This window comes from Actinosynnema sp. NPDC037264, from assembly GCF_055603705.1.
Genome location: NZ_JBVJVK010000004.1, coordinates 245,525 through 269,076 on the forward strand (window position 1 = coordinate 245,525; position 23,552 = coordinate 269,076).

Here is a 23,552-nt window from a genome sequence, read left to right on the forward strand (position 1 = left end):
TGTTCGCAGTTCTTTTCCAGCGAGGAGAGATCCGCATGGCAGCCGTCCAAACCCGACGCAAGCGCAAGCTGGGGCAGTTCCTCAACGCCTTGCGCAAGCGGGCGGGCAAGACCGAGATCGACTACCACGCGCTGACTCGGAAGACGCAGTCGACGCTGTCGCGGATGGAGAACGGGTATATCAGTCCGAGTTGGACCGAACTGGGCGCGCTGCTCGGGCTCTACGGGGCGACCGACGCCGAGCGGCGCGAGGCGGAAGCGCTGTGGGAGGACGCGAAGCAGGACGGCACCCGCCTGGTGTACGCCGCGGCCTTCACCCCGGAGGCGCGGACCTACGCCCGGCAGGAGGCCGATGCCACGGAGGTGCGCACCATCGAGATGATCGTCATCCCGGGACTGCTCCAGACGCCCGCCTACGCGGTGGCGATCAGGCTCGCGGGGCACCGGTTCATGGACTCGTCGGTGTCCGTGGAGCAGGTGGCCGCGGCACTGGCGAACCGGCAGCGCCGGCTGCCCGGGTTAAGGCTGCACGCGGTGATCGACGAAGCGGCCCTGCACCGGATCGTCGGCGGTCCCGCCGTCATGCGCGAGCAGTTGTCGCATTTGCTCGAGAAGGGGAAGCAGGACAACATCACCATCCAAGTGGTTCCGTTCGGCGCCGGTGCCCACGGAACCATGTCGGGTGGTGGCGCGACCGCTCTCCGCTTCGAGGACAGTGATCCTTCGGCCGTGTACCTGGAGTACGCGGGTGGTGGCAAGTGGGTGGACAATCGCGCCGACGTGCAGAAGTACCTGTTGCACTTCGAGGAAATCGTGAGCGAGGTCGCCCTGTCGCCCAAGGAGTCGGCGTCGCTGATCAGAAAACTGGCAACCGCACTGAAGGACACATGAACAACGACAAGGCATGGCGCAAGAGCACCTACTCCGGCGCGGGCAACAACTGCGTCGAACTGGCCGTGGGACGGAGCACGACCAGCGTCAGGGACAGCAAACGACCAGGACCCAGATTGACCTTTGCGGAGCGTCCATTCCGGGCGTTCCTCACGGCTCTCCGGCAAACCTGACCGCAACCGCCAACCCGCCGTCCGCCCCCGGTGTCGCGGTCACCGTCGCACCGTGGGCGGCGGCGATGGCACGGACGATCGACAGCCCGAGGCCCAGGCCCCGATCGCCCGTCGTGGTCTGGTCCCGGTCGAGCCTGCGGAACGGCCGGAACAGCCCTTCCACCTCGTACGGCTCGATTCTCGGGCCGGTGTTCGCCACCACCAGGACGCCCGGCCCGGCGCTCACGTCGACCCACCCGTCCCGGTGGTTGTGCCGGATCGCGTTGTCGACCAGGTTGCGCACCAGGCGCTCCAGCAGCACCGGGTCGCCGACGACCTCGCACGGCGACATCTCGTGGTGCAGGTCGACGCCGGCCCGTTCGGCGGCGGCCCTCGACTGCCACAGCACGTGCTCGGCGATGTCGGAGACGGACGTGCGGCTGCGCTCGGTGAGCTCGTTCTCGCTGTCGGCCAACGTGAGCAGGCCGTCGATGAGCCGTTCGTGGCGGGCGTTCACCTTCAGCAACTCCGCGCCCAGCTGCTTGGCGTCCGCCGAGGCACCCGGTCGGGTGATCGACACCTCGATGAGGGCCCGTTTCACGGCCAGCGGGGTGCGCATCTCGTGCGACGCGTCGGCGACGAACCGGCGCTGCCCGTCGAACGCGCGGTCCAGCCGTTCCAGCATCGAGTTGAACGTTTCAGCCAGTTCGGCGACCTCGTCGCGCGGACCGGTCGGCGGTATCCGCTCGTGCAGGCCGTGGCCCGCCGCGATCCGCCGGGCGGCCTCGGTGATGCGGTGCACCGGCTGCAACGCGCTGCGCGCCAGCAGCCACCCGAAGGCCACCGCGATGGCGGCCACGCACAGCAATGCGAGGCCCCCTCGGGTGAGCAGCGATTGCAGCACCTCGTCGCGGTAGCGGACCTGGGCCGTGCGGATGGCCTCGATCACCTGGTCGGAGGACGCCTCGCGCAGCTCCCGCAGGCTCGCCCCGTCGGTGAACGGCTGCAACCGGCCGTTGAGGCTCTGCCACACCAGGAAGTAGGTGACCGCGAGCAGCGCGGCGCCGGCGAGCAGGAACAGCCCGCCGTACAGCGCCGTCAGCCGACCCCGGATGCTCCACCGGCCGATCACGGGATCCGGTATCCCACACCGGGCACGGTCTCGATCAGCGGCGGCTCACCGAGCTTGCGCCGCAGTTTGACCATGGTCACCCGCACCGCGTTGGTGAACGGGTCGATGTGCTCGTCCCACACCTTCTCCAGCAGGTGCTCGGACGTGACCACGGCGCCCTGCGCCCGGACCAGCTCGGTCAACAGCGCGAACTCCTTGTTGGCCAACGGAATGAACTCACCCGCCCGGGTGACTTGGCGGCGGGCCGGATCGACCCTCAGGTCCGCCCGTTCGAGCACCGGCGGGTTCGCCGGTCGGACCCTGCGCAGCAGCGCGTGCACCCGGGCGGACAGCTCGACGAAGGCGAACGGCTTGGGCAGGTAGTCGTCGGCGCCGAGGGCCAGCCCGGCCACCCGGTCGCGCACCGCGGCGGCGGCCGTGAGCATGAGGATCCGGGTCTCGGCGCCCGAGTCGGCGACCCGGCGGCACACTTCGTCGCCGTGCACGCGCGGTATGTCGCGGTCGAGGACGAGGACGTCGTAGGCGTTGACCGACAGGTGTTCCAGCGCGGAGTCGCCGTCGTGCACCACGTCGACCGCGAACGCCTCGCGGCGCAGCCACTCGGCGATGGCCGCCGCCAGCGTCGCTTCGTCTTCGACCACGAGGATGCGCATGGGTCCATCGTGCTCTGGGGGCCATAACGTCCGCATAACCAGATTTGGTAACGCGCTGGTTATAGCCCTCCTGGTCGACTGTCCCCACCGATGGAGGAGGGGAAATGCGAAGCAGTATCGTGCCGGCCGCGCTGGCGCTGGCGCTGGCACTGACCGGGTGCGGCTCGGGCGGGGCGGAGGTGGCGGGCTCGTCGTCGTCGAGCGTGGCGATGAGCCAGGAGGACCGGTCGCGGGAGTTCGCGAAGTGCATGCGCGACAACGGCGTGGACGTCCCCGACCCGGAGCCGGGGGGAAAGCCGGGCGGCTTCGGCAAAGTCGACCGCACCGACCCGGACTTCGAGCGCGCCAGGGAAGCGTGCCGCGAACTCCTGCCGGGCGGCGGCGACCTGTCCAAGGTGGACCCCGACAAGCTGGACCAGTTGAGGGTGTTCTCGCAGTGCATGCGGGACAACGGCATCGACCTGCCCGACCCGGACCCGAACGGCGGCAAGCTGGGCGGTCTGGCCCAGATCGACCGGGAAAGCCCGGCCTTCCGCGCGGCCCTGGACGCGTGCCGCGACAAGCTGCCGGAGCTGGGCCGATGACCGGACCTCTGTCGACCACGGCGGCCGTGGGTTCCGGTTGGTGTCGGCGCGTGTGCCGCCAGGAGCTTCTGGGATCGGTTCCAGCGAGCAGACGTGCGGTGGGCAGGGACGCTGGTTGCGGTGGGTCCGGGACTTCTCGGCCCACCGGGGCGCATGGCCCGGCATCCGGATCGCACAAGCCGAGCGATCTCAGCCAGTCCGATCGCAATCCCGGTGTGCTGCCCGACGCCGGCCGTGCGCCGACCCGAGCTGCCGGAGCCGGACCGCTGAGCACGGGTAGCGGAACTGCGGTGGGGGCGGGCGTGCCGGTCGTGCGGCGGGCGGGTGTTGCAACAGCGGACTCGTGGGCCGCGGTCGGCCCTGGATGTGTGTGGTGCCGGGCTGTCGGAGCCGAGCCGCTGAGCACGGGTAGTGACACCTTGTTGCGGGCGAGCGTGCCGGTCGTGCAGGGGGCAGGTGTTGCCGCGGCGGGCTCGTGGGCTGCGGTCGGCCCCGGACGTGTGCGGTGCCGGGTTGTCGGAGCCGGACCGATGAGTACGAGGAGCGGGACCGCGTCGCGGCAGAACGCACCGATCATGCGGCGGGCGGGTGTTGTGGCGGTGGGCTCGCGGGCCGCGGTCGGCCCCGGACGTGTGAAGTGCCGAGCTGTCGGAGCCGAGCCGCTGAGCACGGGTAGCGGGGCGCCGCGGTGCGGGCGAGCGTGCCGCGGGCGGGTGTTGTGGCGGTGGGCTCGCGGGCCGCGGTCGGCACCCGACGTGTGTGGTGCCGAGCTGTCGGGGTCGGCGCGATGAGCAAACGTGCGGGGACCGCGTGGAGTGCGGGCGTGCCGACCGTGTCCGTAATGGGCGCGGATCGGAGCGGCGGCAAGCCGAGTGGTCTTGGTCGACCGCGCCGGCTCGGTGGTCGGCGTGTGCGGTCCGTATGGCGAGCGGGCTCGCCGAGCGTGCGGAAGGCGGGAGATGTCGTGGTGGGCTGCCGGGGTCGGCGCGCGGACGAGGTGGGCCAGGGCGACGGCGACCTCCGGGCGTTCCCGTCGCCATTGGGACTGCGTCGGACCAAGCAGGCGGAGGTGGGCCGATGAGCAGGCGTGCGCGGTTGGCGTGGGGAGCGGGCGCGTTGGTGGTGTTGGGGGCGGGTGGTGTCGCGGCGGTCGGCCTCGGTGGCGCCGAACCCGTCCCGTCGAGTGCGGCGAACCTGCCACCGGCCACGGCGAAGGTGTCGGCGACGACGTTGACCCGCACCGAACGGGTCACCGGCACGTTGACCCACGGCACGGCCACACCCGTGCCCGTCGGCGCGCAGGGCACCGTCACCTGGCTGCCCGAACCCGGCGCCGTCATCGGTCGTGGTCAGGCGGTGTACGAGGTGGACGACCGGCCCGTCCCGCTGCTCTTCGGCGCCACGCCGGCGTACCGGTCGCTCGCCCCCGGCGCGGTCGGCGGCGATGTCCGCCAATTGGAGGAAAACCTGCTGGCTCTCGGTTACGGAGGGTTCACCGTGGACGAGTCCTACACCGCCGGCACGGCGACGGCGGTCCGCGCGTGGCAGCAGGCGCTGGGCGTGCCGGAGACGGGGGCGGTCCAGCCGACGGACGTCGTGGTCACCGGTGGCGACGTGCGGGTGGCCGAGCTGAAAGCCCAGCCGGGCAGCCGCGCCACCGGTCCCGTCCTCACCTACACCGGCACCACCCGGGTCGTGATCGTGCCCCTCGACGTCGGCAAGCAGCACCTGGTGGCCGAGGGCGTGGCGGCGACCATCGGCCTGCCGGACGGCAAGTCGGTCGAGGGCACGGTCGAGTCGGTGGGCACCGTCGCCACCAGCAGCCCCGCCCAGGCGGGCTCGACCCCGACCACCACGGTCGACGTCGTGGTCTCGGTCGCCGACCAGGGCGCGCTGGGCCGCCTCGACTCGGCGCCGGTGGACGTCCTGCTCGTCGCGGAGCGCAAGGAGGGCGTGCTGGCGGTGCCGGTAGGGGCCTTGGTGTCCCTCGGCGAGGGCAGGTACGGCGTGCAGGTGGTCGAGAACGGCGCGACACGGCACGTGCCGGTGGAGACGGGCCTGTTCGCCGCCGGCCAGGTCGAGGTCGCCGGCGAGAGCATCGCCGAGGGCGTCGAAGTGGGGGTGCCGCGATGACGCCGGTCGTGCAGCTGCGTGACGTCGGTCGCGAGTACCAGGGGGTGGTCGCCTTGCGGGACGTGTCGCTCACCGTCGAGCGCGGAGAGCTGGTGGGCATCGTCGGCCCGTCCGGGTCCGGCAAGTCGACGATGCTCAACCTCATCGGCACCCTCGACCGGCCGACCCACGGCGAGGTGCGCATCGCCGGGCACGCCGTCCGCGAGCTGTCGGACCGGGCCCTGTCCGCCCTGCGGGCAAGCGTGATCGGGTTCGTGTTCCAACAGTTCCACCTGGCCGCCGGTGTGTCCACAGTGGACAACGTCGCCGACGGCCTGCTCTACGCGGGCGTCGGCCTGAAGCAACGCCGTCGGCGCGCCGTGGAGGCGCTGGAAGCGGTCGGCCTCGGCCACCGGCTCACCCACCGCCCGCACGAGCTGTCCGGCGGCGAGCGGCAACGGGTGGCGATCGCCCGCGCCGTGGTCGGGCGGCCCGCGCTCCTGCTCGCCGACGAACCCACCGGGAACCTCGACTCGAAGTCCGGCGAGGCCGTCCTGGGGCTGCTGCGCTCCCTCAACGACGCGGGCACCACGGTCCTCGTCATCACGCACGACCAGGAAGTGGCCGCGACCCTCCCGCGCCGGGTGGACGTGCGCGACGGTCGGGTGGTGCGCGATGCCTGACCTGCGACCGGCGCGCCTCTCACCGGCCGACGTGCTGCGGGTGGGCGGCGCGGGACTGCGGGCCAGGCCGGCCCGGGTGGTGCTGTCCGCGTTGGGCATCGCGATCGGCATCGCGGCGATGATCTCGGTGGTCGGCATCTCGACCTCCAGCCGCGAGGACCTCGACCGCCGCCTCGCCGCGCTCGGCACGAACCTGCTGACCGTCGGCCCGGGCCAGACCCTGTTCGGCGAGCAGGCCCACCTGCCGGCCGAGTCCGTGGGCATGATCGGCCGGATGGAGCCGGTCACCTCCGCCACCGCGACCGGAAAGGTGGTCGACGCCCACGTCTACCGCAACGACCGCATCCCCGAGACCCAGTCAGGCGGCATCGCCGTCCTGGCCACGAGGACCGACCTCCTGGACACCGTCGGCGCGACCGTGGCCAAGGGCGTCTTCCTCAACGACGCCACCGCCGACCACCCGGCCGTCGTCCTGGGCCACAAGGCCGCCGAACGCCTGGGCGTGGCCGCCCCGAACGAACCCGTCCACCTGGGCGGCGAGTGGTTCACCGTGGTGGGCGTCCTGCACCCGACACCCCTCGCGCCCGAACTCGACACCGCCGCCCTGGTCGGCTGGCCGGTGGCCCGAGAGCACCTGGGCTTCGACGGCTACCCGACCACGGTCTACGCCAGGTCCAGGGAGGACGCCGTGCACAGCGTCCAAGCCAACCTGGCCGCCACCGCCAACCCCGAGCACCCCGACGAAGTGGAGGTGTCCAGACCCTCGGACGCCCTGGCGGCCAAACAAGCCACCGACGAGACCCTCAACGCCCTGCTCCTCGGCCTGGGCGCGGTGGCCCTGCTGGTCGGCGGCGTCGGCGTGGCCAACACCATGGTCATCTCGGTCCTGGAGCGCCGGGCCGAGATCGGTCTCCGAAGATCGCTGGGCGCCACCAGGTCCCAGATCCGCACCCAGTTCCTGACCGAATCACTCCTCCTGTCCGCACTGGGCGGCGCGGCGGGCGCGGTCCTGGGCGTCCTGGTCACCGCGGCCTACGCCGGCTACCAGGGCTGGCCGTCCCTGGTGCCGGCCTGGGCAACGCTGGGCGGAGTCGCCGCCACCGCCGTCATCGGCGCCTTGGCGGGCCTCTACCCCGCGGTCAGGGCCGGCCGCCTCGCACCGACGGAGGCCCTGGCGACCCCGTGACTCCGCACAAAGCGGATTCCACTCGCGACAGGGGGTGATATAGCTCGACCGTGGCAGACACCCAGCGGGCGGAGGCGACGTTCGGCGGCAGCACCGAACAGGCCCTGCGCGACATCAACCACACGACCAACCACTACTACGGCGACCGTCCGGCCCCGATCACCTCGGGCACGTCGGTGGCGCCGCCGCTGGGCCGCCTCAACCACAAGGTGCGCGGCAGGTCCGAGTTGGTCGCCGCGCTGACCGACGACCTGGGCGGCTCGATCGCCGTGCTGGCCGCGGGCGGCGGCTTCGGCAAGACCACCGTCGCCCTCGACGTGGCCCGGGGTCTGCCGAGGGTGTGGTGGGTGGACGCGTCGTCGCGGGACAGCCTGGTGGCGGGCTTGGCGGAGGTGGCGTTGCAGGCCGGCGCCGACTCGCACGAGGTCCAGGAGGCGTGGGCGGGCCGGGGAGGCTCGGCGATCGAACTGCTGTGGCGCAACCTCGACCACCAGCCGGAACCGTGGGCGCTGGTCTTCGACAACGCCGACGACCCGGACGTCCTCGCCGCCGCGAACCACCGGGTGGCCGACGGCAACGGCTGGCTGAGGTCGCCGAACTCGACCGGCTCGATCCTGGTCACCAGCCGCGCCGCCACCGGCTGGCCACCTGCCGCGCGGGTGCACCACGTGCGCCAACTCGACCCCGACGACGGCGCGCAAGTGCTGCTCGACCACGCCCACGCGGGCACCCGGGAGGACGCCACCGCCCTGGCCCGACGCCTGGGCGGCCTCCCCCTGGCCCTGCGCCTGGCCGGCCGCTACCTGGCCGTGGCCCAGGACGCCCTGGCCCTGCCGGGCCTGGAACCGCCGACCACTTTCAAGGCCTACCTGGAGCGCTGGGACCAGAGCTTCACCGAACTGACCGAGGGCGAGCCCGCCTCCCCGAGGGAATCCCTGAGTCGCACGTGGGAGATGTCGATGGACCTGCTGGCCGAACGCGGCCAACCGCAGACCCGCCAACTCCTGCGCCTGATCTCGACCTTCGCCGAGGCCCCCGTCCCCGCCTTCGTCCTGGACGCCGCCGTCATGGCCGAATCCGCCCTCCTCACCTCCGTCACCGCGGCCCAGCTGTCCGTGCTGCTCAGGGCACTCCAGGACGTCGGTCTCCTGGACGTGGTCGAATCGAGCGTCGTCGTCCACCCGGTGGTCCGCAGCGCCAACCGCCACCAACCGGACTTCGAGCAGAACCGACAGGCCTACGAAGCCCTGGTCGCCCGCCTGCTGCACGCCGCGACGAAGGAGTACTGGGGACGGGACCCGGAGGCCTGGCCGCGATGGCGCTTGGTGGTGCCGCACTTGGAGGTCCTCGGCGAGAGCGATGACCTCGAACTCGAAGAAGCGACGGCGATCGTGCTCTTCAACGGTGCGGAGTACACCAGGGCGGTCGGCCTGTACCCGTTGTCGGAGGCGCTCTACGACCGGTCCATCGCCGTGTGCCTGCGGGTGATGGGGCCCGACAGCGAGAGCACGCTCACGGTCCGGCACTCCCGGGCGGACCTTCGGCGGAGCAAGGGCGACCTGCCCCTGGCCGAGACCGAGCACCGCGCGCTGCTGCACGACCTCGAGAAGATGGCCGCGGAACCGTCGCACATCCTCGACGTCCGCGCCTGCCTGGCCGAGATCCTGCACGACCTCGGCCGGTCGGAGGAAGCGGAAGCCGAGCTCCGGGACGTGGTGGCCGAACGCGGCCGGGTGCTCGGGCCGACGGCACTGGACACGCTCGAAGCGAAGCACAGGTTCGGACACCTGCTGTGGGACAGGGGCCGCCTGGCCCGGGCGGCGGACGAGCACCGGGAGTTGTTGGCGACCAGCGTCGAGCACCGGGGTGACGACGACGCCTTCACCCAGATCGTCCGCGTCTGCCACGCTCGCGTCCTCCAACAGCTAGGCCGGTTGGGCGAGGCGGAAGCGGAGCTGCGGAGGGCGTGCTCGGCCCCCGAAAGCCCGCTGAACGCCCGGTGGTTCCTCTCCGGCCTGCTGCGCTCACGACTGCGGTTCGACGAGGCCGAGGTCGAGCACCGCAGGGCGTTGGACGAGTTCGTGCGGGTGCTCGGCGACGAGCACCCGCAGACCTTGGCGGTCCGGCACGACTTCGGCCACCTGCTCGAGGAGAAGGACAGTCTCCCGGCCGCGGAGGCCGAGCACCGGCAGGTGATCGAGGCGCAGGTTCGGCTGTTCGGCGCCACCCACCCGAACACGCTGAAGACGCGGCACTGCCGGGCCCGCATCCTGCGCAAGCAGGAGCGGTTCGACGAGGCCGAGACCGAGTTCAGGGCCGTCTTGGCGGCACGCGAAGCCGCACTCGGCCCCGAGCACCACCTGGTGCTGGGCGTGCGACACCAGCTGGGCCACCTCAGCGAACAACGGGGCGACCTGGTCGCGGCCGAGGACCACCACCGGGTGGTGATCGTCGGGCTGGAGCGGGCACTCGGGGCGTCGCACCCGGACACGCTGGACAGCCGCCTGTGCCTCGGCACCCTGCTGCACCGACAGGGACGGCACCCGGAGGCCGAGAGCGAGTTCCGCGCGTTGTCGTTGCTGTCGGCGCGGGTGCACGGGGCCGGGCACGTCAACACCCTGTTCAGCCGCTACCACCTGGCCGTGGTCCTGTCCGAGCAGCGGCGCTGGGGCGAGGCCGAGCGCGAACTGCGGGCGGTGCTGGCGCTCGCGGTCCGCACGCTGGACGAGGAGCACCCGTTCGTGGCCTCGATCCGCGACGGGTTGGCCGCGTTGTCGAGGTGACCGGCGTCCGGCGGATGCGGGCGCCGGCCACCCCGCCCGGCTCAGGAACCGACCAGCCTGGCCGCCGCCAACGCCACCGGGTCCAGGGACTCCGGCGACGTGACGACGTGGTGTTGCAGGTCGGTGCGCATCCGGGGATCCCAGAAGCGCTCGATGTGGCCGGCGACGGCGGTCGCGGCGGTGGCCGGTGGTTGGTGGTGGAACTGGCGGGCGATCTCGTTGGCCAGGCGGACCGTGGGTGGGGTTGTGCCGCTCATCAGTCGACCACCGCCCGTGCACGCGCGCCCGGGACCGACGCGGCCTCGGCGCCCTCGGCGCGCAGGGCCACCTGGACCGCGGTGACCTTGTACTCAGGGCAGTTGGTCGCCCAGTCGGAGTTCTCCGTGGTCACCACGTTCGCCCCGGTCACGGGGTGGTGGAACGTCGTGTACACGACGCCGACCGGCATGCGGTCGGAGATCACCGCGTGCAGCGACGTCGCGCCGACCCGACTGGCCAGCGTGACCGAGTCGCCGTCGCCGATCCCGCGCACCTCGGCGTCGTGCGGGTGGATCTCCAGCACGTCCTCCGGGTGCCACGCGATGTTCGCCGTCCGCCTGGTCTGCGCGCCCACGTTGTACTGGCTCAGGATCCGCCCCGTGGTCAGGATCAACGGGAACTTGCGGGTCGTGCGCTCGCTCGTCGGCACGAACGACGTCGGCACGAACCTGCCCTTGCCGCGGGTGAACGAGTCCACGTGCATGGTCGGCGTGCCGGCCGGCGCGTCCTCGTCGCACGGCCACTGGATGCTGCCCAACCGGTCGAGCGCGGCGAACGACACCCCGGCGAACGTCGGCGTCAGCGCCGCGATCTCGTCCATGATCTCGCGCGGGTGCGTGTAGGGCATGTCGTAGCCCAGCGCCGCCGCCAGCTCGCACACGATCTGCCACTCGTGCTTGCCGGTCTTCGGCGCCATCACCGGCCGCACCCGGTTGATCCGCCGCTCGGCGTTGGTGAACGTGCCGTCCTTCTCCAGGAACGACGTGCCGGGCAGGAACACGTGCGCGAACTTCGACGTCTCGTTGAGGAACAGGTCCTGCACCACGACCAGGTCCATCGCGGTCAACGCCGCCGTCACGTGCGCGAGGTTCGGGTCGGACTGCGCGATGTCCTCGCCCTGCACGAACAGCCCGCGGAACGTGCCCGCGATGGCCGAGTCGAACATGTTCGGGATGCGCAGGCCGGGCGTCGGCAGGATGCTGCGCCCCCACACCTGCTCGAACACCGTCCGCACCGCGTCGTCCGACACGTGCCGGTAGCCCGGCAGCTCGTGCGGGAACGACCCCATGTCGCACGACCCCTGCACGTTGTTCTGCCCGCGCAACGGGTTCACGCCGACGCCGTCCCGGCCGACGTTGCCGGTCGCCATGGCCAGGTTCGCCATGCCCATCACCATGGTCGACCCCTGGCTGTGCTCGGTCACGCCCAGCCCGTAGTAGATCGCCGCGTTCCCACCCGTCGCGTACAGCCGGGCCGCCGCGCGGATCTCCGACGCCGGCACCCCGGTGATCGACTCGACCACCTCGGGGCTGTTCTCCGGCCGCGCGATGAACTCCGCCCACTCCTCGTACCCCTCGCACCGCGCCGCCACGAAGTCGGCGTCGACCAGCCCTTCGGTCACGACGACGTGCGCGAACGCGTTCACCACGGCCACGTTCGTGCCCGGCTGCAACTGCAGGTGGTGGGTGGCCCGCACGTGCGGCGAGCGCACCAGGTCGATCCGCCGGGGGTCGATCACGACGAGCTTCGCGCCCTCCCGCAGCCGCCGCTTCATCCGCGACGCGAACACCGGGTGACCGTCGGTCGGGTTGGCGCCGATCACCACGATCACGTCCGCCGCCGCCACCGACCGGAAGTCCTGGGTGCCCGCCGACTCGCCGAACGTCTGCTTGAGCCCGTACCCGGTGGGGGAGTGGCACACCCGCGCGCACGTGTCGACGTTGTTGTTCCCGAACGCCGCCCGCACGAGCTTCTGCACCACGTACACCTCTTCGTTGGTGCACCGCGACGACGTGATGCCGCCGATCGCACCGACGCCGTGGACGGCCTGGATCTCCCGCATCCGCGACGCGGTGTAGCCGATCGCCTCCTCCCACGACACCTCACGCCACGGATCGGTGATCTTCTCGCGCACCATCGGCGACATCACCCGGTCCGGGTGCGTGGCGTAGCCGAACGCGAACCGACCCTTCACGCACGAGTGACCCTCGTTCGCGCCGCCGTCCTTGTACGGCACCATCCGCACCAGCTCGTCACCGCGCAGCTCGGCCTTGAACGAGCACCCGACACCGCAGTACGCGCACGTCGTCAGCACGGTCCGGCTGGGCATCCCCAGCTGCACCACGGACTTCTCCTGCAACGTCGCCGTCGGGCACGCCTGCACGCACGCGCCGCACGACACGCACTCCGATTCCATGAACGGCACGCCACCCGCCGACACCTGCGACTCGAACCCACGGCCCTCGATCGTCAGCGCGAACGTGCCCTGCACCTCGCCGCACGCCCGCACGCACCGCGAGCACGAGATGCACTTGGACGGCTCGAAGTCGAAGTACGGGTTGCTGGTGTCCTTCTCCAGCGACAGGTGGTTCTCGCCCTCGTACCCGTACCGCACCTGCCGCAACCCGACCGCGCCGGACATGTCCTGCAGCTCGCAGTCGCCGTTGGCCGAGCACGTCAGGCAGTCCAGCGGGTGGTCGGAGATGTAGAGCTCCATCACGCCCTGCCGCAGCTTCGCCAGCTTCGGCGTCTGGGTGCGCACCTTCATCCCGTCGGCGACCGGCGTGGTGCACGACGCGGGCGTGCCGCGCCTGCCGTCGATCTCCACCAGGCACAGCCGGCACGACCCGAACGCCTCCAGGCTGTCCGTCGCGCACAGCTTGGGGATGTCGATGCCGCTGGTCGCGGCGGCGCGCATGACCGACGTGCCGGCGGGCACGGTCACCGGGATGCCGTCGACCTCCACCGTCACCGAGGTCGAGGACGTCGCGGCCGGTGTGCCGAAGTCCGGTTCTTTCAAGATCGTCACGGGGTGACCCTCCTTGGGGTGAAGTCGTCGGCGAAGTGCTGGAGCGCGCTCCGCACCGGGTTGGGCGTGAGGCCGCCCATCGCGCACAACGACCCGTCGGCCATCAGCTCGCAGAGGTCGCCGAGCAGGGCGAGGTTGTCGTCGACGTCCTCGCCGCCGACGATCCGGTCGATCACCTCGACCCCGCGCACCGCGCCCACCCGGCACGGCGTGCACTTGCCGCAGGACTCCTCCGCGCAGAACGAGAACGCGAACCGCGCCATCGACGCCATGTCCACGGTGTCGTCGAACACCACGATCCCGCCGTGGCCGAGCATCGCGCCCGCCTCGGCGAACGCCTCGTAGTCCATCGCCAGGTCCAGCCCGGACGCCGGCAGGTACGCCCCGAGCGGCCCGCCCACCTGCACCGCGCGCACCGGCCGGCCGGACAGCGTGCCGCCGCCGTGCACCTCGACCAGGTCGCGCAGCGAGATGCCGAACGCCGTCTCGAACACGCCGCCGCGCGCGATGTTCCCGGCCAGCTGGAACACCTGCGTGCCACGCGACCGCTGCACGCCCAACGCCTGGTAGGACGTGCCGCCGTCGGCCAGGATCGTGGGCACGGACGCCAGCGTGAGCACGTTGTTCACCACGGTCGGCTTGCCGAACAGGCCGGTGATCGCGGGGATCGGCGGTTTCGCCCGCACCACGCCCCGCTTGCCCTCCAGGCTCTCCAGCATGGAGGTCTCCTCGCCGCAGATGTACGCGCCCGCGCCGACGCGCACCATCAGGTCGAACTTCAGCCCGGAGCCGAGCACGTCGTCCCCGAGCCAGCCCTGCGCGTACGCGATGTCGATCGCCCGGCGGAACGTCCGCACCGCTTCGGGGTACTCCGACCGCAGGTAGATGTAACCCTCAGTGGCGCCGACCGCGAAGGCCGCGATGGCCATTCCCTCGATCAGGCAGAACGGGTCGCCCTCGATGAGCATCCGGTCGGCGAACGTGCCGCTGTCGCCCTCGTCGGCGTTGCAGCACACGAACTTCAGCTCGCCGGGCGTGTCCGCGACCGTCTTCCACTTGATGCCCGCCGGGAATCCCGCGCCGCCACGTCCGCGCAACCCCGAGTCGGTCACCTCGGCGACCGTCGCCGCCGGTCCGATCTCCAACGCCCGCCGCAGACCCGTCATCCCGCCGTGCGCGAGGTAGTCGTCCGGCGACAACGGGTCGGTGACGCCGACGCGCGCGAAGCACAGCCGGTGCTGGGCGCGGAACCACGGCAGCTCCTCGACCACCCCCACCCGCAGGTCGTGCTCGGCGCCGTCCAACATCCCGGCGGCGACCAACCCGGGCACGGCGTCCGCGGTCACCGGTCCGTACCCGATCCGGCCCGCGTCGGTGGTCACCTCGACCAGCGTCTCCAGCCACAACATGCCGCGCGAGCCGTTGCGCACGACCCGGACGGCCCGACCCGCGAGCGCGGCTTCCCGGGTGATCGCGGCGGCGACGGCGTCCGCGCCGACCGAGAGGGCGGCGGCGTCGCGCGGGACGTACACGGTGGTGGTCATGGCGTCCCCATCTCGAAGTCCGCGGCGACCGCGGCGTCCAGCCGGGCCGGGTCGAGCCGTCCGTGCAGCCGCCCGTTGACCCGGGCGGCGGGTCCGAGGGCGCAGTTGCCCAGGCAGAACACCTGGCCGAGGGTGACCGCGCCGTCCGCGCTGGTCTGGCCGACCTTCACGCCGTACGCGGCCTCGGCGTGCGCGACCAGGCGCTCGGACCCGACCGACTGGCACGCCTCGGCGCGGCACAGCTGCACCGTGACGCGGCCCGCGGGCTCGCTGCGGAAGTCGCTGTAGAAGGTGACGACGCCGTGCACGTCCGCCCGCGACAGGTTCAGCTCCTTGGCCACCAGCGGGATCACCGACTGGTCGACGTAGCCGAACTCGGCCTGGATGCCGTGCAGGATCGGGAGCAGCGCGCCCCTGTCGCCGCGGTGCGCCTCGATCACGGCGAGCACCCGTTCCACCACGGTCATGCGGCCTCCACTGTCGCTCGCAGACTGTATACCGTATTCAAAACTGTACGCCTCCGCTCCCATCGGCGACAGGCAGCACCTCGACCTCGCCACCGGCGAACCCGGGCGGCACCACCGCCAGCCCGTCCGCCAACGCCGCGCCCCGCAACGTCCCCGGCCGGTCGTGCCCCACCGGGACGCCCACCCGCCCGGACACCACCACCGGCACCAGCCGCGTGTCGTGCCCGTGCGACCGCACCGCCGCCAACCCGACCGTCCGCGCCGCCGCGGGCTCACGCCCGGACAACGCCTCCACCAGCGGCGCCAGCAACGTGACGCCGGCGGCCAGCGCGGCGAACGGGTTGCCGGGCAGCCCGACCACGCACCGCCCGTCCGGCAGCACGGCCAACACCTGCGGGTGACCCGGGCGGCACGCGACACCGTCCACCCGCACGTCCGCGCGCAGCACCCGCAACGCCTCGTGCAGGTGATCGGCCGGCCCGACGGACGTCGCGCCACCGACCACCACCACGTCCGCGTCGATCTCCCACAACGCCTCGACCAGCGCGCCGGGGAAGTCGGCGAGGTGGGTGGTCCCCGCGTGCTCGCCGCCCGCCGCGCGCACCAACCCGGGCAGCACGGGTCCGATCGCGTCACGCACCCGCCCCGGCCCCGGCACGCCGGCGGTCACCACCTCGTCACCGGTCATCACGGCGGCGACCCGGGGACGCCGGTGCACGGCGAGGTGGTCGTGCCCGACGCTCGCCGCCAGCCCGAGCACGGCTGGCGTCACCACCGCGCCCGTCGGCAGCAGCAGCTCACCGGCCGGGCAGCTCTCGCCGACCCGCCGGATGTGCCTGCCCGGCGCCACATCACCCATCACCAGCGCGCCGGTGATCTCGGCGTGCTCCACCGGCAGCATGGCGTCCGCACCGCACGGCACGGGCGCGCCGGTCGCGATCTCGACCGCCTGACCACCGTGCAGCGAGCCCGCCACGCCACCTGCCCGCACCCGGCCGACCACGATCCACGGCCCGTGCCCGGCCACCGCGTAACCGTCCATCGCCGAGTTGTCGAACGACGGCACGGCCACCAACGCGCGCAACGGGGACGCCAGCACCGCGCCCAACGCCTGTGCCAACGGCAGTTCCACCACGTCCAGCGGCTTGCCCGCCTGTCGGGCCGCCTGCCTCGCCTCGGTCCAGGGGATGCGCATGGGGTCCGCCCGCCTGAGGGGTGTTCAGGAATGCATACAAGGCGCTAGGCTACTCAATACTGTATACAATCTGCAAGGAGGGTGGGCCTCATGCAGGTGCGTGAAGTCCTCGACGTCTACGGCCGCCGGTACCGCATCGGCGAGTCGGACCACGAGCTGCTGGGCCGGCCGCGGAGCCGGATCGCGTGGCTGAGCGGCATCGCCATGCTCGTCACCGGCACCGCCCAGTACGGGTTCGGCGCCTTGGTGCCCGCGTTGGAGCAGCGGTGGAGCCTGGTCGAGCTGTGCTGGGCGTTCGCGCTCTGGACGGCGTGCCAGGCGGGCATCGCGTTCCCGGTCGCGTGGCTGCGCGAACGCGGCCTGCTGCCACCGCGCCACGCCGTCGTCCTCGGCGCCGTGCTCAGTGCGATCGGCCTGCTCACCCTCTCCGCCGACCACCTGCTGGTCCTCTACCTCGGCTACTCGCTGGTCGGCGGCGTCGGCACCGGCCTGGTCTACGCGACGTGCGTCGGCACCGTCATCCGCTGGTTCCCCGACCGGGTCACCGGCCGGATCGCCCTGATCACCGGCGCGTTCGCGCTCGGCGGCGTGCCGTTCGCGCTGGCCGCCGGCCTCTGGTTCGACGGGGGCGACCGGACCGCGTTCCTGTCCGTCGCGGCCCTGGTCGTGCTGGTGGTCGTGACCGCGTGCGGCCTGCCGTTGCGCGACCCGCCGCCGAACTGGTGGCCCGCCGACGTCGACCCGCGCCACCGGGAACTCCGCACGCACCGCAGCAACCGCCCCGCCATCCGCCACTTCAAGCCGGGGGAGGCGCTGCGCAGCGGTGTCCTCGTGCCGATGTACGTGACGGTGGTGTTCGCGGCGGCGGTGTCGCTGTTCGACCTGGTGTTCCTGGCGGCCTTCGCGGACGGGACGGTGTTCGCGGCGGTGGGGCCGGCGGTACTGGCCGCGTCGGCGGGCGCGGGGCGGATCCTCGCGGGCCGGATATCCGAGGCCATCGGCCGTCGGCTCACGTTGCGGCTGGCGATGGCGACCGGCGGCCTGGCCCAGCTCGTGCTGCTGTTCGGCGGTCAGCGGCAGCACGCCGTCGCCCTGCTGATCGGCGCGGGCGTGGCCGGTCTCGGCACGAGCTGCTGCTACTCGTTGCTGGTCGGACTCGTGCGCGAGTACTTCGGCGAGGGCACCGCGCCGCTCAACTTCGCCGTCATCTACAGCGCCAAGGCCCTCGGCGGCGTCATCGGCGTCGGCCTGGCGTCCCTGGTCGTCGTGTCGCACGGCTACCCCGGCCCGTTCCTCACCGCCGCGGCGCTGGGCGTGGCGGGCGCGGCGCTGGGCGGGCGGTTCAGCCGGCCGGGACGTCCCCACCGGCTGCTGCCGCGCCCGCGCGAGGCGTCGTGACCACCCGGCTGCCCCGGTTGGCGCCGGGGCGGCACGTCACCCCCGCGCACGGCTGCTGCCTGCTGGAACTGGTGTCCACGCTGGCGGACGAGGAGTGGACCGACCGGCCCGCGACCGTGCACCCGGTGCTGGGCGCCGTCGCCCGCTGCGTGAACGACCTCAGCACGCCGGACGGCCGCCGTGCGCTGCTGGTCTTCGCGGTGCCGTTGATCGGCACGTCCACCGCCCGCCGCACGGACGCCCTGGTCGAGCACTGCCTCCGCGCGGCGGGCCGCCCCCGTGCCCCTTGGACGAGGTGGTGGCCCGCGCTCGCGGTCCACCGCGCGACCAGGGCCGTGGCGCTCGCCGCGGGGGAGCATCGCGACCAGGCCCTGCGCCGCCTGCTGGCCGAGTGCGCCGAGCTGTGCCTCACGACGGAGGAGTGTCCACATGGGACGAGTGACGAGCAGGCGACGGGTAGTGCGCGTGGTGGACGGCGTGGCCGACGCCCGGGCCGACACCCTCACCGTGGAGGAGCCGCTGGAGGTCCGCGTCGGCGGCAAACCGCTGTCCGTGACCATGCGCACGCCGGGTGACGACTTCGACCTGGCGGCGGGTTTCCTGGTCAGCGAGGGCGTGGTCCGCGCCGCGGAGCACATCACCTCGATCCGCTACTGCGCGGGCGCGACCGCCGACGGCGGCAACACCTACAACGTGCTGGACGTCGTGCTGGCGGCCGGCGTGCCACCACCCGACCCGTCGATCGAGCGCAACTTCTACATGACGTCGTCCTGCGGCCTGTGCGGCAAGGCGAGCCTCGACGCGGTGCGCACCAGCGCCACCTGGCCGGTCGCGGACGACCCGCTCACCGTCGACGCCGAGACCCTCGCCGTGCTGCCGGACGAACTGCGCGCCGCCCAGCGGGTCTTCGACCGCACGGGCGGCCTGCACGCGGCCGGCCTCTTCGACGCGGACGGCGAGCTGCTGTGCCTGCGGGAGGACGTGGGTCGGCACAACGCGGTGGACAAGGTCGTCGGCTGGGGCCTGAAGCAACGCGGCCTGCCCCTCGCCTCCACCGTTCTCATGGTGAGCGGCCGGGCGTCGTTCGAGCTGGTGCAGAAGGCGGCGATGGCCGGCATCCCCGTGCTCGCCGCCGTCTCCGCGCCGTCGTCGCTGGCGGTCGATTTGGCCGCGGAGGTCGGCATGACCCTGGTGGGCTTCCTGCGCGGCACGTCGATGAACGTCTACGCGGGCCGCCACCGCCTGGTCGAACGCTGAGGGGTGACCCACGCCACACTCGAAACCTGTCAGGGATCGCGGCGCTGTCCCGTTCAGAGGCCGAGCGAACCGACAGGAGCGTGAACATGAAGCACCGCATCATCGTCCTGGGAGCCGGCTACGCCGGGGGCTACGCCGCCGGACAGCTCGCCCGCCGCCTGCACGCCGACGACGTCGAGATCACCGTGGTCAACGCCGAGCCCGACTTCGTCGAGCGGATGCGCCTGCACCAGCTCGCCGCGGGCCAGGACCTGCGCCGCTACGACCTGGCGGAGCTGTTCGCGGGCACCGGCATCCGCCTGCGACTGGCGCGGGTGGCCGCCGTCGACCCCGAGCAGCGGACGGTCACCCTGACCGGCGGCGACCGGCTCGACTACGACACCCTCCTCTACGCGCTCGGCAGCACCGCCGCCGACCACGGCGTCCCGGGCGTGGCCGAGCACGCCTTCCCCATCGCCGCCCGCCCCGCGGCGCTGCGCCTGCGGCAGCGCCTGGACGAGCTGGACGGCAATGGGACGGTGCTGGTCGTCGGCGGCAACCTGACCGCGATCGAGGCCGCCACCGAGATCGCCGAATCCCGGCCCGAACTCGCCGTCACCCTCGCCACCAGCGGCGAGCTGGGCGGCTGGCTCGGCCCGAAGGCCCGCCGCCACCTGCTGCGGGCGTTCGACCGGTTCGGCATCACCGTCCACGAGCGCACCACCATCGACCGCGTCGAGGCAGCGCGGGCCCTCGCCGTCGACGGCACCGCCCTCGCCGCCGACGTCACCGTGTGGGCGGCCGGTTTCGCCGTCCACCCCATCGCCGCCGCCAGCGGCTTGGAGGTCACCGACACCGGCCAGATCGTGGTCGACCGCATGATGCGGTCGGTCTCGCACCCCGAGGTCTACGCCATCGGCGACAGCGTCCACGTCATCGGCGAGAACGGCCGGCCGCTGCCGATGTCCTGCGCCTCGGCCGGGTACACCGCCAAGCAGGCGGTGGCCGCGATCGTCGGCGACCTGACCGGTCGCGAGATCCCGAAGACCTCGCTGGCCTACGTCGGCAACCACATCAGCCTCGGTCGGAAGGACGCGATCTTCCAGGTGGTCGACGGCGAGGCGCGGTCGAAGACCTGGGCCCTGCGCGGTCGCCCGGCCGCGCGCCTCAAGGCGGCCGTCCTCCGCGGCGCGGCCTTCGGCATGGGCCACCCGACGTTCGGGATGCCCACCCGCAGGCACCGCGTCACCACCGCGCCCGCCCGCGCCACCGAGGCGGTCATCGCCTAGCGTGACCACCATGGACAGCGCGACCGTGGCGCGTTTCGAGGCCAGCCGGGACCGGCTGGCCTCGTTGGCCTACCGCCTGCTCGGCTCGGCCGCCGACGCCGAGGACGCCGTGCAGGACGCGTTCCTGCGCTGGCAGGCCGCCGACCGGGACCACATCGACGTGCCCGAGGCGTGGCTGACCAAGGTGGTCACGAACCTGTCCCTCGACCGGCTCCGCTCGGCGAAGACGCGGCGCGAACGCGCCGTCGGCGCCTGGCTGCCCGAACCGCTCCTCGAGGGCGACCCGATGCTGGGCCCGGCCGACACCTTCGAGCAGCGCGAATCGGTCACCCTCGCGGTGCTGACGCTCATGGAACGCCTGCCACCGGTCGAACGCGCCGTCTACGTCCTGCGCGAGGCCTTCTCCTACAGCCACGCCGAGATCGCCGACATCCTCGACATCACCGAGTCCGCGAGCCAGCAGCACGCCCACCGCGCCCGCCGCCACGTCGCCGCCGGCCGCAACCACGGCGAGGTCGACCGCGCCACCGCGCGCCGGATCGTCGAGGCGTTCATCGCCGCCGCGTCCTCCGGCCAGACCGAACGCCTGGTCGCCCTGCTGACCGACGACGCGACCGCCATCTCCGACGGCGCCGGGCTGACCGAGAAGCTGCTGCGGTACTCCGTCCCCGAACGCGTCGCCGCCGCCATGCGCGCCGGCTTCAAACCGACCCCGGCGAAGCGGAAGCTGGTCGGCGGGAACCTGGAGATCCACGCCGGCCTGGTCAACGGCTCACCGGCCATGATCGCCGTGGTGGACGACCGGGTGGTGGGCGTCGGCGTCCTGGAGGTCCGCGACGGCAAGATCGCGTCCGTCCGGGGCATGGCCTCACCGGCCCGGCTCGGCCGCATCAGCGAGGAGTGGCGACGGCACGAGCACGACGCCCCGCTCCTCGACTCGTGGTGACCGGCGATCACCGCCAGTCGAACTCGCCGTGGATGGCCGTGGCGAAGTGGAGCCCGCCGCCCATGTGCGCGACGTGGCGAACGTCGTCCACGGTGATCGTGAACTCGGCGTACGGGTAGTCCTCCAGCGTCATCGCGGCCAACTTGTCCGCGTACGCGTCCTCGTCGTACTCCTCGTCGTCCTCATCGCCGAAGTCCCACGGCGGCGGCCAGTTCCGCACCTCGCCGAGGCGGTAGTCGGCAATGACCTCACACGCCCGTTCGTAGAACGCGCGGGCATCACGCTCGGTCCGCACGAACGGCCTGCCGTCGTTGCCGACCGAGAGCGACGCGACGCCGTACCTCTCCATCAACCCCTGCCTGGCCGCCCGCTTCTCCTCGTGGTCGCGGATCCCGTGCACCGCCCGGATCTCGGCCACCTGCTCCTCCGACAGGTAGACGGGCCTGCCGTGGTCCAACGCCATGAGCAGCTCGAACGACGACTTCAGCCCCGGTTCCTCCGCCACGCCGGCCAACTCGTCCAGCTCGAGGTGCAGCCGGTCGTCGGGCAGGTTCCCCTCGCCGGAGGTGAAGAAGTACCCGTGCCGGATCCGGTGCCACACCTCGACGATCATCCGCAACGCGAAGTCCCGACCGGGCGGCACCTCCTCGGCGTCGGGGTTGATGATGTGCACCCGTCCACGCAACGTCGCTCCCGACCTGTCGTCGATCGAGATGCGGTAGGTATCGGTCACTCGCCTGCCCCGTCTTGTCGCTGACCCCCACCCACAACGACGTAACCCACCCCAATCCGGTTCCGCTCGGGTCGGGTCGGAGCGGGTCCACTCGGGTCCGGCTCGATTTGACATGGGGCCCTTACGGGCACCCCAGGCAGGCCAAAGCCGGGCAGGCCTGGCGGAAAAAGCACCCGCCAAGCCTGCCCGGCTTCGTCCAGCCTATGGCACCCGAACCCATGTCAAATCGGGCCTCTGCGGAAGGCTTCGGGCCCGCCGCGCCCCATTTCCACCGACCCGCGCCCATCCCCCTGCCACACCCCCGCCCCCCTGCCACACCCCGCCCTCACCCGTCCACTTCACCGCCCTTCCCCAAATGAAGGGCTTCGTGTCATCCCGCCGACCTGGCGCAGCCCTACCGCGCGTGTCAAGGGGGGCGCTGTTCACCGATGCCCGCACCGTCCACTGTTGCCGCCCCCCTTGATACGTGTGGTAGCCCTTGTGGAGGTCGGTGGGATGACACGAAACCCGACCAACAACGGACCCGCCGCCGAACCACCCACCCCGCCGTCATCCTGCTGATCTGCCCGTCCGGCGAGGACAGTCTTTAACGCTCTGAAACCCCAACACCTTCGATCGCCTAACCCAACACCTCCCGCAACAACCGCGCCGTCTCACTGGGCGTCTTCCCCACCCGAACCCCCACCGCCTCCAACGCTTCCTTCTTCGCCTGCGCCGTCCCTGTCGACCCGGACACGATCGCCCCCGCGTGCCCCATCGTCCGCCCCTCCGGCGCCGTGAACCCGGCCACGTACGCCACCACCGGCTTCGTCACGGACGACCTGATGTACTCGGCCGCGCGCTCCTCCGCGTCCCCGCCGATCTCACCGATCATCACGATCGCCGACGTCTCCGGATCCGCCTCGAACGCCGCCAGCACATCGATGTGCGTGGTCCCGATCACCGGATCGCCACCGATCCCCACCGCCGTCGTGAACCCGACGTCCCGCAGCTCGTACATCAACTGGTACGTCAACGTCCCCGACTTCGACACCAACCCGATCGGCCCAGGTCCACAGATGTCATCCGGGATGATCCCGGCGTTCGACTTGCCCGGACTGATCACCCCGGGGCAGTTCGGCCCGATGATCCGCGTCCGACCGCCCGACGCGACCGCGTGCGCCCAGAACGCCGCCGTGTCGTGCACCGGCACGCCTTCCGTGATCACGACCGCCAACCCGATCCCGGCGTCGACGGCCTCGATCACCGCGTCCTTCGTGAACGCGGGCGGCACGAACACCACCGTCGCGTCCGCGCCCGTCGCCGCCATCGCCTCCGCCACACCGCCGAACACCGGCAGCACCTGACCGTCGAAGTCGACGACCTCACCGGCCTTGCGGGGGTTCACCCCGCCGACGATCCGGGTGCCCGCCTTGAGCATCCGCTTGGTGTGCTTCGCGCCCTCCGCCCCGGTCATGCCCTGCACGATCACGCGAGTTCCCGACGTGATGAAGACGGCCACC

The 23,552-nt window shown here is 72.1% G+C and carries 21 protein-coding genes; 11 read left to right on the forward strand and 10 right to left on the reverse strand.

The features are described 5' to 3' along the window. Nucleotides 1–35 precede the first annotated feature (35 nt). Nucleotides 36–890 (forward strand): helix-turn-helix domain-containing protein, encoded by an 855-nt coding sequence (locus tag ACZ7GX_RS07480; protein ID WP_498773917.1) that lies wholly within the window; start codon nt 36–38, stop codon nt 888–890. Further along, nucleotides 887–1,063, forward strand: a complete 177-nt coding sequence (locus ACZ7GX_RS07485) for a DUF397 domain-containing protein (RefSeq protein WP_498773919.1) — start codon at nt 887–889, stop codon at nt 1,061–1,063. Before ACZ7GX_RS07480 ends, ACZ7GX_RS07485 begins: the two co-directional genes overlap by 4 nt. On the opposite strand, the gene ACZ7GX_RS07490 is transcribed toward ACZ7GX_RS07485, so the two are convergent. Beyond that, nucleotides 1,041–2,174 carry a sensor histidine kinase gene (locus ACZ7GX_RS07490; protein WP_498773921.1) on the reverse strand — a complete coding sequence of 378 codons (1,134 nt, stop codon included), beginning with the start codon at nt 2,172–2,174 and terminating at the stop codon, nt 1,041–1,043. The two genes, ACZ7GX_RS07485 and ACZ7GX_RS07490, sit on opposite strands and share 23 nt — an antisense overlap. Then, entirely contained in the window at nt 2,171–2,827 is a 657-nt protein-coding gene (locus ACZ7GX_RS07495; protein WP_498773923.1) for a response regulator transcription factor, read from the reverse strand. Before ACZ7GX_RS07495 ends, ACZ7GX_RS07490 begins: the two co-directional genes overlap by 4 nt. A gap of 104 nt (nt 2,828–2,931) precedes the next feature. Here ACZ7GX_RS07495 and ACZ7GX_RS07500 point away from each other — a divergent pair, with 104 nt between their 5' ends. The 5 genes from ACZ7GX_RS07500 to ACZ7GX_RS07520 all read left to right on the forward strand — a co-directional run bounded on the left by ACZ7GX_RS07500 (nt 2,932) and on the right by ACZ7GX_RS07520 (nt 10,175). Continuing rightward, entirely contained in the window at nt 2,932–3,411 is a 480-nt protein-coding gene (locus ACZ7GX_RS07500; protein ID WP_498773925.1) for a hypothetical protein, read from the forward strand. 1,077 nt (nt 3,412–4,488) lie between these two features. Beyond that, nucleotides 4,489–5,544 carry a peptidoglycan-binding protein gene (locus ACZ7GX_RS07505; RefSeq protein ID WP_498773927.1) on the forward strand — a complete coding sequence of 352 codons (1,056 nt, stop codon included), beginning with the start codon at nt 4,489–4,491 and terminating at the stop codon, nt 5,542–5,544. Continuing rightward, a complete protein-coding gene (locus ACZ7GX_RS07510) occupies nt 5,541–6,206 on the forward strand; it encodes an ABC transporter ATP-binding protein (protein ID WP_498773929.1) in 666 nt (221 codons plus the stop codon). The genes ACZ7GX_RS07505 and ACZ7GX_RS07510 overlap by 4 nt, the downstream gene beginning before the upstream one ends. Continuing rightward, nucleotides 6,199–7,392 carry an ABC transporter permease gene (locus ACZ7GX_RS07515; RefSeq protein ID WP_498773931.1) on the forward strand — a complete coding sequence of 398 codons (1,194 nt, stop codon included), beginning with the start codon at nt 6,199–6,201 and terminating at the stop codon, nt 7,390–7,392. Before ACZ7GX_RS07510 ends, ACZ7GX_RS07515 begins: the two co-directional genes overlap by 8 nt. Nucleotides 7,393–7,442: 50 nt before the next feature. Beyond that, nucleotides 7,443–10,175 carry a tetratricopeptide repeat protein gene (locus ACZ7GX_RS07520; RefSeq protein WP_498773933.1) on the forward strand — a complete coding sequence of 911 codons (2,733 nt, stop codon included), beginning with the start codon at nt 7,443–7,445 and terminating at the stop codon, nt 10,173–10,175. A gap of 41 nt (nt 10,176–10,216) precedes the next feature. Here the strand turns inward: ACZ7GX_RS07520 and ACZ7GX_RS07525 are convergent, their stop codons facing one another. Genes ACZ7GX_RS07525 through ACZ7GX_RS07545 form a run of 5 tightly spaced genes read right to left on the reverse strand, consistent with a single transcriptional unit; the run spans nt 10,217 to nt 16,448 of the window. Beyond that, nucleotides 10,217–10,432 carry a formate dehydrogenase subunit delta gene (locus ACZ7GX_RS07525; RefSeq protein WP_498773935.1) on the reverse strand — a complete coding sequence of 72 codons (216 nt, stop codon included), beginning with the start codon at nt 10,430–10,432 and terminating at the stop codon, nt 10,217–10,219. Continuing rightward, nucleotides 10,432–13,242 (reverse strand): formate dehydrogenase subunit alpha, encoded by a 2,811-nt coding sequence (fdhF, locus tag ACZ7GX_RS07530; RefSeq protein WP_498773937.1) that lies wholly within the window; start codon nt 13,240–13,242, stop codon nt 10,432–10,434. The genes ACZ7GX_RS07525 and fdhF overlap by 1 nt, the downstream gene beginning before the upstream one ends. Beyond that, on the reverse strand, nt 13,239–14,786 hold the full coding sequence (locus ACZ7GX_RS07535) for a formate dehydrogenase beta subunit (RefSeq protein ID WP_498773939.1): 1,548 nt from the start codon (nt 14,784–14,786) through the stop codon (nt 13,239–13,241). The genes fdhF and ACZ7GX_RS07535 overlap by 4 nt, the downstream gene beginning before the upstream one ends. Continuing rightward, complete coding sequence (locus ACZ7GX_RS07540; RefSeq protein ID WP_498773941.1) at nt 14,783–15,253, reverse strand: formate dehydrogenase subunit gamma; 471 nt, start codon at nt 15,251–15,253, stop codon at nt 14,783–14,785. Before ACZ7GX_RS07540 ends, ACZ7GX_RS07535 begins: the two co-directional genes overlap by 4 nt. Nucleotides 15,254–15,290: 37 nt before the next feature. Then, complete coding sequence (locus ACZ7GX_RS07545) at nt 15,291–16,448, reverse strand: molybdopterin molybdotransferase MoeA (protein WP_498773943.1); 1,158 nt, start codon at nt 16,446–16,448, stop codon at nt 15,291–15,293. Between the two features lie 90 nt (nt 16,449–16,538). Here ACZ7GX_RS07545 and ACZ7GX_RS07550 point away from each other — a divergent pair, with 90 nt between their 5' ends. Continuing rightward, on the forward strand, nt 16,539–17,846 hold the full coding sequence (locus ACZ7GX_RS07550; RefSeq protein ID WP_498773945.1) for an OFA family MFS transporter: 1,308 nt from the start codon (nt 16,539–16,541) through the stop codon (nt 17,844–17,846). Here the strand turns inward: ACZ7GX_RS07550 and ACZ7GX_RS07555 are convergent. Beyond that, nucleotides 17,791–18,258: a hypothetical protein gene (locus ACZ7GX_RS07555; protein ID WP_498773947.1), complete on the reverse strand. Its 468-nt coding sequence runs from the start codon at nt 18,256–18,258 to the stop codon at nt 17,791–17,793. The genes ACZ7GX_RS07550 and ACZ7GX_RS07555 overlap by 56 nt on opposite strands. 17 nt (nt 18,259–18,275) lie before the next feature. Between ACZ7GX_RS07555 and fdhD the strand changes: the two genes are divergently transcribed. The 3 genes from fdhD to sigJ all read left to right on the forward strand — a co-directional run bounded on the left by fdhD (nt 18,276) and on the right by sigJ (nt 21,317). Next, complete coding sequence (gene fdhD / locus ACZ7GX_RS07560) at nt 18,276–19,103, forward strand: formate dehydrogenase accessory sulfurtransferase FdhD (RefSeq protein WP_498773949.1); 828 nt, start codon at nt 18,276–18,278, stop codon at nt 19,101–19,103. Nucleotides 19,104–19,189: 86 nt separating this feature from the next. Then, on the forward strand, nt 19,190–20,371 hold the full coding sequence (locus tag ACZ7GX_RS07565; RefSeq protein WP_498773951.1) for an NAD(P)/FAD-dependent oxidoreductase: 1,182 nt from the start codon (nt 19,190–19,192) through the stop codon (nt 20,369–20,371). 10 nt (nt 20,372–20,381) lie between these two features. Continuing rightward, complete coding sequence (gene sigJ / locus ACZ7GX_RS07570) at nt 20,382–21,317, forward strand: RNA polymerase sigma factor SigJ (protein ID WP_498773953.1); 936 nt, start codon at nt 20,382–20,384, stop codon at nt 21,315–21,317. Between the two features lie 7 nt (nt 21,318–21,324). Here sigJ and ACZ7GX_RS07575 read toward each other — a convergent pair whose 3' ends face one another. Next, the gene (locus ACZ7GX_RS07575) at nt 21,325–22,050 is read right to left on the reverse strand and encodes a hypothetical protein (RefSeq protein ID WP_498773955.1); all 726 of its coding nucleotides are present in this window, start codon (nt 22,048–22,050) and stop codon (nt 21,325–21,327) included. Nucleotides 22,051–22,669: 619 nt separating this feature from the next. Next, a complete protein-coding gene (gene sucD / locus ACZ7GX_RS07580) occupies nt 22,670–23,551 on the reverse strand; it encodes a succinate--CoA ligase subunit alpha (RefSeq protein WP_498773957.1) in 882 nt (293 codons plus the stop codon). Between the last annotated feature and the right edge of the window lies 1 nt (nt 23,552).